Origin of the sequence: Brachybacterium sp. Marseille-Q7125, from assembly GCF_023062615.1 — a bacterium.
Taxonomy (GTDB): Bacteria; Actinomycetota; Actinomycetes; order Actinomycetales; family Dermabacteraceae; genus Brachybacterium.
Genome location: NZ_JALLAL010000083.1, coordinates 1 through 5,975, shown reverse-complemented (window position 1 = coordinate 5,975; position 5,975 = coordinate 1). Strand labels below are relative to the sequence as shown.

5 protein-coding genes are annotated in these 5,975 nt (G+C 69.6%); 3 read left to right on the top strand and 2 right to left on the bottom strand.

What is annotated here, in order from left to right:
- The first annotated feature begins 76 nt into the window (after positions 1–76).
- The 3 genes from xylB (at position 77) to MU407_RS13370 (ending at position 3,793) form a co-directional block, all read left to right on the top strand.
- Positions 77–1,483 carry a xylulokinase gene (gene xylB / locus MU407_RS13380; protein ID WP_246958220.1) on the top strand — a complete coding sequence of 469 codons (1,407 nt, stop codon included), beginning with the start codon at positions 77–79 and terminating at the stop codon, positions 1,481–1,483.
- Between the two features lie 405 nt (positions 1,484–1,888).
- Entirely contained in the window at positions 1,889–3,589 is a 1,701-nt protein-coding gene (locus MU407_RS13375) for a sodium:solute symporter family protein (RefSeq protein WP_102237239.1), read from the top strand.
- Between the two features lie 75 nt (positions 3,590–3,664).
- A complete protein-coding gene (locus MU407_RS13370; protein ID WP_233190968.1) occupies positions 3,665–3,793 on the top strand; it encodes a putative transporter small subunit in 129 nt (42 codons plus the stop codon).
- A 23-nt stretch (positions 3,794–3,816) separates the two neighbouring features.
- On the opposite strand, the gene MU407_RS13365 is transcribed toward MU407_RS13370, so the two are convergent.
- Both MU407_RS13365 and MU407_RS13360 read right to left on the bottom strand, forming a co-directional pair.
- Positions 3,817–4,866: a Gfo/Idh/MocA family oxidoreductase gene (locus tag MU407_RS13365; RefSeq protein ID WP_246958218.1), complete on the bottom strand. Its 1,050-nt coding sequence runs from the start codon at positions 4,864–4,866 to the stop codon at positions 3,817–3,819.
- A gap of 140 nt (positions 4,867–5,006) precedes the next feature.
- A complete protein-coding gene (locus MU407_RS13360; RefSeq protein ID WP_102237237.1) occupies positions 5,007–5,942 on the bottom strand; it encodes an aldo/keto reductase in 936 nt (311 codons plus the stop codon).
- Positions 5,943–5,975 lie beyond the last annotated feature (33 nt).

Genomic DNA, 5,975 nt, shown 5'->3' with positions numbered 1-5,975 from the left:
GCCCCAGCCCGCCCTACTAGCCCTAGCCCTTCAGCTCCAACCTCGCCCCGCACGACCACCCCGAAAGGCCCACCTCATGACCCTCGTCCTCGGCATCGACTCCTCGACCCAGGCCACCAAGGCGCTGCTGGTGGACGCCGCCACCGGGGAGGTCATCGAGCAGCGCCGCGCCGCCCACCCCGACGGCACGGAGGTGGATCCGCGAGCCTGGCTCGACGCCGTCGACGAGGCTGTCGGCCCGCTGCTCGACCGTGCCGAGGCCGTGGCCGTCGGCGGTCAGCAGCACGGCATGGTTCTGCTGGACGAGTCCGGCGAGCCGGTGCGACCGGCGCTGCTGTGGAACGACACCCGCTCAGCCCCGCAGGCCGAGGCCCTGATCGACGAGCTCGGAGGCACCGAGGCGTGCGTGGACCAGCTGGGCAGCCTGCTGGTCGCCTCCTTCACCTCCGCGAAGCTGCGCTGGGTGCTCGAGCACGAGCCGGAGAACGCCCGTCGGGCCACCCGGGTCCTCCTGCCGCACGACTACGTCTCCCTCCACCTCGCCGCCTCCGGCACCGAACCGTTCACCGACCGCGGTGACGCCTCCGGCACCGGCTACTACTCCACGCGCGAGGAAGCCTGGGTGCCCGAGCTCGCCGCCGCGGCCATCGGCCACCCCATCGACCTGCCGCGCCTGCCCACCCGGCCGCAGGAGATCATGGCCCGCACCGCACCCACCGCCACCAGCCCCGACGGTGCCGCGATCGCCGCCGGCACCGGTGACAACATGGGCGCCGCGCTCGGTCTCTCGCTCGGCCCCGGGGATGTGTCCGTCTCCATCGGCACCTCCGGCGTGTGCGCCATGGTCTCGGACTCCCGTCCCGGGGACGTCACCGGCACCGTCACCGGATTCGCCGACGCGACCGGTCGTTTCCTGCCCATGACCACCACCATCAACGCATCGCGCATCCTCGAGGCGGCCCGCTCCCTGCTGGGTGTCTCCCACGAGGAGCTCTCGCAGCTGGCGCTCGCTTCCGAGCCCGGCGCCCGCGGCGTGACGCTGCTGCCGTACTTCGACGGCGAGCGCACCCCCAACCGCCCCAGCGCCCGCGCCACCCTCACCGGCATGAGCGCCTCCACGACCAGGGAGGATGTGGCCCGCGCCTACGTGGAGGGCCTGCTGTGCTCTCTGGCCGATGGGATCGCCGCCCTCGAGGACCGCACTGGCACGCCTGCTCGGCGCATCACCCTGATCGGCGGCGGCGCGAAATCCCGTGCTGTCCAGGACCTGGCCCCGGCAATCTTCGGCCGCGAGGTGACGATCGCGCCCGACGGGGAATACGTCGCCCTCGGCGCCGCCCGACAGGCCGCCTGGGCGCTCAGCGGGGCCGATGAGCCCCCGGCCTGGCAAATCCGCGGCGCCCGCACGGTCCAGGCGGACCCCGCCCCGCAGGTGCTCGAGGCATACCGGGAGCTCAAGGACCACACCGAAGGCTGGGCCTGAACCAGTCAGCGGGGCGGTGCCCGCACACGGCGGCGGGCGCTCGTCAAGAGCTGTCGAAGATCGAATTGGGGTTGATGACCTGCATCGACAGTGGGTCATCGGGGCCTTGGTCCCGCCTTTGTCGGCATTCTTGTGAGAAGTGTGCCAAGATGGGCGCGGCCCTGGCGCAGTGCGTGACCGTCGGACCGCCCGAATCCGGTGCGGACCCCTCACCCCTCGCCGCCCCGTTCCGCTGCAGGTGAAGTGCCATCGCGCGGTCTGATCTGATTCCGGGCGGCCATGGCTCCAGGGCGCCGACCGGGCCGCAGAGGTGATCTGCTCCGACCACGTCGTGCCCTGCGCGCTTTCGCGGATCCCGGTCATCGATCGGTTGACCCGCGACGGAAGGAAGACCCTGTGCCGCCCATGCCCGACGGCGAGATCGTCCAGCTCGGAATCCTCGGCATCATTCTGCTGCTGCTCCTGTTCTACGGGGGCACGATGCTCATGTCCGTAGCGATCTCCCGCAAGCAGGAGAACGCCGACGACTACATGACCGCGGGCAACCGCATCGGCTTCGGCGTCTCCGCCGCGTCGATGACCGCCACCTGGATCTGGGCGTCCTCGATGTACGCATCGGTCACGGCCGGCTACACCTATGGCGTCTCGGGCCCGATCCACTATGGGCTCTGGGGTGCGCTGATGATCCTGTTCATCTACCCCTTCGGGCGGCGCATCCGCGAGGTGGCGCCACGTGCTCACACCTTGGCGGAGGTGATGTATGCGCGGCACGGCCGCTCCTCGCAGCTGATGCTCGCGGCCTCCAACGTGCTGGGCTCCGTCATCTCCCTGACCTCCAATTTCATCGCCGGCGGCGCGATCATCTCGATGCTCTCCCCGCTCAGCTTCGGCGCGGGCATCCTCATCATCGCCGGCGGTGTGCTGCTGTACACCCTGTGGTCCGGCTTCCGCGCCTCCGTCCTGACCGACTTCGCGCAGGTCATGGCGATGCTCGGCGCGGCCGTCGTGATCATCCCGGCGGTGTTCTTCCTCGCCGGCGGACCCTCGATGTTCGCCGAGGGGGTCGCGGCCGGGAACGTCACCCCGCAGCAGGAGAGCTTCTTCTCCTCCGACGCCTTCATGAACCAGGGCGCCCCCTACATCGCCGCGGTGCTCGCCTACGCGATCGGCAACCAGACCATCGCGCAGCGCCTGTTCGCGGTGCGCGAGGACCTCATCAAGCCCACCTTCCTCACCGCGACCGTGGGCTACGGCGCCACCGTGATCGGAGTGGGCATGCTGGGCGTGATGGCCCTGTACCTGGGCATCGAGCCGATGGGCGGGGATGTCAACAACCTCATGCCGCAGATGGTCGGCACCTACCTGCCTGTGGGCCTGGTGGCGATCGCATTCGTGATGATCATCGGGTCGCTGTCCTCCACCGCGGACTCGGATCTCGCGGCGCTGAGCTCCATCGTCATGACCGACGTTTACGGCCAGTCCGTGGGCCGCAAGCGGGTGAACCCCAAGCTCATGCTGCTGATCGGCCGCCTGACGATGGTGACCGCGACCGGGCTCGCGCTGTTCTTCGCCACCGCTCGCTTCAACATCCTGGACCTGCTGGTGTTCGTGGGCGCCCTGTGGGGCTGCCTGGTGTTCCCGGTGATCGCCTCCTTCTACTGGGAGCGGATCACGAATCTCGCCTTCACCGTCTCGGTGCTCGCGGCGCTCGCCTTCTTCCTGCCGGTGCGTTTCGAGCTGTTGCCGGTGACCGGCGCGTGGGCGCTGCTGGTGGAGCTGCTGGCGGTGGTGGGCATCGGCGTGGTGCTCGGCATCATGGCCTTCGGCTTCTTCGGACTGCGCCCGGCGATGCTGGTCGGTGCGGTGTCCTCCCTGGTCGCCCTGCCGTTTGCGATGGGCGCCCTGCGCGACTACACGACGCTGTCCGCGTCGCTCGTGGCCTACGCGGTCTCCTTCCTGGTCTGCTACGCCCTCAGCGTTCGCTCCGGCCAGACCTTCGACTTCTCCGTGATCCGCAAGGTCACCGGCGACTTCGACGAGGAGACCGAGCCAGTCCCGACGGAGGCTCCGCACGGCGAGCACGCTGTGACCGGCACGCCCCGCTGATCTTTCCCCCTACCGCAACGACCTCGACGCGCCCGGGCCGCATCACGGCAAGCCCTGCGCGGGAAGGAGACTCCCATGACCACCCTGCTGACCGTCTACGTCCTGAGCTGGCCCGTGATCGTCCTCGGCATCCTCATCACGATCGTGCGCGGATTCCTCAAGGACATGCGCACCGCCCGCAAGGAGGGGCGTACGATCATCTGATCCCCGGGGCTGAAGCTGGGGCCTCATCCCGCCTGGGCGCTCAGTCCGCTGGCCGCATACGCCTCCTTGAGCACCCGCAGGCTCACCATCGCCTCCGCGGGGGAGATCCAGAACGGCTCGGGCTCTTCCAGCCGCTCATAGAAGTCGCGGATCAGCAGCTCATGGGACACGCCCCAGTAGGAGCGGCCCCCGCTGGTCAGCTGCCGCTCGCCCCAGGAGTCCACGCGCCCATCGGCCCACCGCACCGTGAGGGTACCCTCCAGGCCGCCGCGCAGCAGCACGTACGCCTTCTCGCAGTCCAGCTCGATCTCCACCGGCCGATGCTGCGGCGCCGTGAGCGTCGCATAGAACGAGGTGGTGATCCCGCCGGGGTGGGTCAGCAGCAGCTCCGCGGTGTCCTCCACCTCGATCAGGTCGCCGAAGCGGCGGGTGGCCACGTGCCCATCCACGCTCTCCACTCCGCCCAGCATCCACTGGACGAGATCGAGGGTGTGGATCGCCTGGTTGATGAGCAGTCCGCCACCGGAACCAGCCCAAGTGCCACGCCAGGGCTTCGCCCGGTAGTAGTCGGCGGTGCGGGTCCACACCACCGACGCCCATGCTCCGCGCACCGCGCCCAGCTCACCGCTTGCGAGCAGAGCGTGCAGCTGCTGACTGGGCCGGTTGTAGCGGTTCTGGAAGCACACCCCCAGCTTCACGCCGCGCGGGGCCGCGGCCTGCGCCGCTGCGACCAGACGCTCACCACCCGCGAGCGTCGAGGCCAGCGGCTTCTCCATGAGCACATGCACCCCGGCGTCCAGGGCAGTGACCACGGGCTCCACATGCTCGGCATGCGGCGTGGTCACATGCACCGCATCCGGGGACACCGCCTCCAACAGCTCCGCGGTCGTGGCGAAGGCCGGCACGCCGGTAGCCTGCGCGGCACGCTCCCGCGCCGATGGATCCACATCCGCGACGCCCACGATCTGCAGGCCCTCCACGTCCCGGATCGCCTCGAAATGCACCGCGGAGACATCCCCGCAGCCGATCAGGCCGATACGTCGGGGTGCTGCCGTGCCGTCGTGGTGCGCCATCGCTCCTCCTTGTCGCGTCGCTGCGCCTGTGGACACCCTGCGCCTGTGGGCACCCGGGATCACCCCATCCTGTCGGGCCCGCCGCCGCGACGCCAAGGGTTGCCGCAGCGTGCCCCCGGGGGAGGGGTGATCTGCACGGGTCAGGGCACCAGCCACCCGGCCGCCCGATACAGCTCGTACCACTCGGGCCGGGTCAGCTCCACATCGGCGCCCGCGGCGGCATCGGTGACGCGCTGCGGTGTGGTGGTGCCCAGCACCACCTGCATCTGCGCCGGATGTCGCGTGATCCACGCGGTTGCGATGCCCAGCGGCGTGGAGCCCTTCTCCTCGGCCAGCCGCTCCAGGACGGCGTTCAGCTCCGCATGCTCGGGCTTGTCGAAGAACACCCCGTCGAAGAAACCGGCCTGGAACGGGGACCACGCCTGCACGGTGATCCCATGCAGGCGGCAGTAGTCCACGATCCCGCCGCCATCGCGCACCACCGACTGCTCAAGCCCCTGCATGTTCGCGGCCACGCCCTGGGAGATGATCGTCGAATGCGTGATGGACAGCTGCAGCTGGTTGGCCACCAGCGGCTGATCCAGGTGGCGCTGCAGCAGCTCGATCTGCCGCGGCGTGTGGTTGGAGACCCCGAAATGCAGCACCTTCCCGCTGGCGTGCAGCTGGTCGAAGGCGGCGGCGACCTCCTCCGGCTCCACCAGCGCATCGGGCCGATGCAGCAGCAGAATGTCCAGGTAGTCGGTGTCCAGCGCCCGCAGCGACCCCTCGACAGAGCGCAGGATGTGCTCGGTGGAGAAGTCGAAGTACGGGCCGTCGGGCACGATCCCGGCCTTGGACTGGATCACCACCTCCTCGCGCTCGACCGGCGTGAGCTGCAGCGCCTTCGCGAACCGCTCCTCGCAGCGATGCAGGGCGCCGCCGTAGATGTCCGCATGGTCGAAGAAGTCGATCCCGGCGTCGCGCGCTGAACGCACCAGGGTGCGGATCTCCTCATCGGACTTCTCGGCGATCCGCATCAGACCCAGCACCACCTGCGGGGCAGTGATGTCCGTGTTTGGCATGGGGAAGGTCTTCATCGCGGACTCCGGGGTCGGTGAACGTGGGGGAGG